This window comes from Nitrososphaera sp., assembly GCF_050748925.1.
Classification (GTDB): Archaea; Thermoproteota; Nitrososphaeria; order Nitrososphaerales; family Nitrososphaeraceae; genus Nitrososphaera.
In genome coordinates this window covers 1-3821 of record NZ_JBOGQF010000153.1, presented here as the reverse complement: position 1 = coordinate 3821, position 3821 = coordinate 1, and the positions used below count along the sequence as shown (strand labels likewise).

At 57.1% G+C, this 3821-nt stretch carries 3 protein-coding genes; 2 read left to right on the top strand and 1 reads right to left on the bottom strand.

From position 1 onward, the window contains the following. Positions 1–3279, top strand: a 3279-nt coding sequence (locus tag ACREAY_RS10440) for a hypothetical protein (protein WP_431755710.1), incomplete at its 5' end; no start/stop codon positions are given. A 19-nt stretch (positions 3280–3298) separates the two neighbouring features. Here ACREAY_RS10440 and ACREAY_RS10435 read toward each other — a convergent pair. Further along, positions 3299–3436, bottom strand: a complete 138-nt coding sequence (locus ACREAY_RS10435) for a hypothetical protein (protein WP_431755709.1) — start codon at positions 3434–3436, stop codon at positions 3299–3301. A gap of 115 nt (positions 3437–3551) precedes the next feature. Between ACREAY_RS10435 and ACREAY_RS10430 the strand changes: the two genes are divergently transcribed. Next, on the top strand, positions 3552–3821 hold a 270-nt coding region (locus tag ACREAY_RS10430), incomplete at its 3' end, for a hypothetical protein (RefSeq protein ID WP_431755708.1).

Genomic DNA, 3821 nt, shown 5'->3' with positions numbered 1-3821 from the left:
ATGGACGAGGACACGGTCACGCTGACTCGCGAAATGGAGGGCCAGACAGGCGAGTCCCAGTACCTGCTGAACGGCAGAAAGGTGTCCAAGGCGGCAATAATGGAGCTGCTCGAGGTGGTGCTGTCGACTCCAAACAAGCTCAACATTGTCCAGCAGGGCATGATAACCAGGATCTCCGAGCTCAACTCGGAGGAGAGGCGCAAGATCATTGAAGACATTGTCGGGCTTTCGTATTTTGACGAGAAAAAGGCCGAGGCGTTAAAGCAGCTCGACGAGGCCGACCGCAGGCTCGAAGTCGCATTTGCCCGCATGGGCGAGATCCGAAAGCGCATAGACGAGCTGGAGGCAGAGCGCAACGACCAGCTGCGCTACGAGCAGATTGGATCAGAGTTAAGGCGGTTCAAGGCGGTGCAGGTGTCAAACAACATCCGCAACGTGAGGGCCAAGCTGGCAACGAGCACGCAGATCCTCGATAGCAATAACCAGCGCTCGTCTCAACTTGCCAGGCAGATAGACGAATTGAGGCAAGAGATAGAAGCGCGAGAGACAGAGAAGGCGAAATTCATGGAAGAAGTCGACGCTGCCAACAAGGCCAAGGCACAGGTCGCCACCAGGATCACCGCCGCCGTGCTAGAATCAGAAAGAGCCAAGGCGATGCTTGGCGAGTCGCAGCGCAGGATAGCAGACATTGAACGGAGGCTGCCGCAGATAGAGTCCGGCAAGCAGGCAATAGTCCTGCGCTCAGAGAACATGAAGGCAGACGTCGAGAGGCTGCGCTCGTCGATAGGGCAGAAAAAAGAGGGTATTGCAGAGCTCAAATCAAGACTCGAAGGCATCAATTCGGAAATTGAGCGCATAACCGGTGTCATCTCCCGCTATACCGGCGCCAGGCAGAAACTCGAGGGCAGGGCGAGGCGGCTGTCGTCGCTGAAAAGCGCGATAGAGCTTGCGGCGGCCAGGACGGAGGAAAAGGACAAGACCAACGCGTACAAAAAGGGCGCAGACGAATCGGCAACGGTTGCGCTCCAGCACGAAGTGGACGGCGCCAGAAAGAGGATTGCAGAGCTTGATCAGGCACTGCGGGCAGACGGCGAGCGCCTGCGCCAGGCCATCGAATCGATCAGCAGCCTGAGCGAGGCCAAGACGGGCCTAGAGCGCGAGCTTGCCGGCTCGGCGGCGCTCGTCTCCAAGGCAGGCACGATGGCGACGAAATTCGAAGAGAGGGCAAGCGTCGCCAAGCACGCCATGAACGAGGACTTTGCCATCGCCGAGCTGACAAAGGAAAAGGACAGGTTCGGCATAAAGGGCATAGTCCACGACCTTGTGACATGGGACGAGAACTATGAGCGCTGCGTGCTTGCGGCAGGCTCAGAGTGGATGAAGGCGTTTGTGGTAGACGACGTCAAGTCGATGATAGCCATCGCGGCATATGCCAAGGAGAAAAAGCTGCCCCGCCTGCGCATAATCCCGCTTGACATCGTAAACCGCTACAGGCCATACCCCGCCAAGGACGCGATGGGCGACGTCAACGTGGTCGGCAGCCTGGCAGACTTTTGCCACTCTGACCATGAAAAGCTGCCGGCGTTCCTTTTCTCTGACGTGCTCGTGGTCAAGAACTCGTCGTCTGCGTACATGCTTGCAAGGCAGGGCTACAGGGCGGTTTCCGTAGAGGGCGAGCTGTTTGAGCCGGAGGGCGGCTCGATGGCGCTTGACTTTGGATCGCGTTTTTCCGACCTCACAAAGGCCATAATCCTCGGCGACTCGGTCGAGGACCTGCGCGACATGCTCGGCAAGCTGAACAAGATGGTTGAGAAAAAGAACCTGCAGCTGCGAGAGACGACAGACAGGCTGACTGCTGCAGAGTCGGAAAGGATGAAACTGGAACTGGGCATCGCAAGCGGCGAAAGCAGGCTCGCGTCGGAATCAGAGATAGCAAGGTCAAAGGAAAAGGCGCTTGCCGAGATCTCTGCCACGGGCCAGGCGCTCCAGTCAGAGGCAGACGCTCTGGCGCAGGACGCGGAAAGGCAAAAGCGCAGGCTTGCACTCATTGCTCCGACGATTGCCAAGATATCAGGCAGGCTGCAGAGCATCGACGAGTCTGCCGCCAAAGCGGAACTGGCAGGCAAAAACGTGGAGCGGAACCAAATAGTCAGGCAGTCCGACTCGCTCAACGCCGAGATAAACCAGTTCACCCAGTCTCTGAGCGGCATAGAAAGCAAGTTCGAGTTTGACCAGCGCCAGCTGGGCGACATGGACGACGAGCGCGAGAGGCTGTCGCTTGAACTGGAGCAGCGCAAAAAGCAGGCCGGCGACATGCAGTCCAAGTCGCAATCGCTCGAGACAGAGCTAAAGGCGCTCAGGGAGCAGGAACAGCAGATTATCGACTCGTCTGGCAACTCGTACAGCGTGCTCCAGGATTATGAGCGCAAGATAAAGGCCATTTCAGAGGAAGAGCGCAGGCTGTCCAGGGAAAACAACATACTGGAGCGCGAGTCGGCGCTCCTCAGAAAGGACGTGGCAGACCTGTCGGGGCACGAGTCGCGCCTGACAAACGACCTGGTGTGGCTCGGCTACAAGGTCTTGCTGGAGCCCATGGACGTTGAACTGGCCATAAAAGAGCTAGATGTAGAATACGAGTCGGTCAAGCTCAGGATAAACCTGCGCGCGGACGAGGCGTACGTGCAGGTTATGGAAGGCTACAGGGGCATGTCGAGCAGGCGCAACCAGCTGGAGACAGAGCGCAACTCTATCGTTTCGTTCATCGAGCAGATAGTAAAGGAAAAGAAAGAGATGTTCATGGACGCATACACAAAGGTCGACGACGACATCCGCAACACGTTTTCCCGGCTCACGGGAGGCTCGGCTCGCCTGGAGCTTGAAAACGCCGACGACGTGTTTGCGGGAGGCGTGATGCTGCTGGTCGCGTTTCCCGGCAAGGTCGCCCGCGAGTCGACCGCGCTGTCTGGCGGCGAAAAGACCATCACCGCGACGGTGTTCCTGCTCGCCCTGCAGTCGCTAAAGCCGTCGCCTTTCTACCTGATGGACGAGGTGGACGCGCACCTTGACGCGCAAAACACAGAGCGCCTCTCCAAGATCCTCACAGAGAGGTCACAGAACAGCCAGATAATCATGGTGACCCTGAAGGACTCGACTGTCGCCAAGGCGACGCTCATCTATGGCGTCTACCCTCGGCAGGGCGTGTCGCAGGTAGTAAAGTATCGCAACCCCGGCCAGGTGCCCCTTGCACAGATCAACAGTAGCACCGCTGAGGGCAGCTAGGAAAAAAGAGTCGTGCCGCTTAGAGCTGGTCTATCGACCACTTTGACATGCAGGAAGTGCATTCATAGATTTCTTTGCCTACGTCCCCAGAAACTTTGAACTTTACTATGGTTGTGCACTTGGGGCACTTGCCATCAGTCATTCGGGCCCTGCTCATAGGCCGGGCCGTTGATTTTCTTCTTCTGCTCCCCATAACACCAGCATGGAAACGGCACCGTTTTATAAATTTCCCCGTTGCAAATTTTATATTGCTTCATTTAGAGTATAAAGCAGTGCTTCTGCCAGAGAGCTGCTCAGTCAAGATTGACAATATCGGTTGCGAGTTGCCCCCCACATACGTCGTTTCCATAAAGTCCAGGGACGGCGAGTACATGGTCGCAGTCGTGTGCGACGACCACAGGGACGGCCTTGAAAAGAGGCTCGGCGACATGCAAAAGGCCGGCAGCGTCCCGGCAGGCAGGGTCCATTTCCAGCCGATCAAGATGGTGACCACCGACTGCGTCGCAGGTATTGAAGAGGACTATGTAGACATTGAGCTGAAA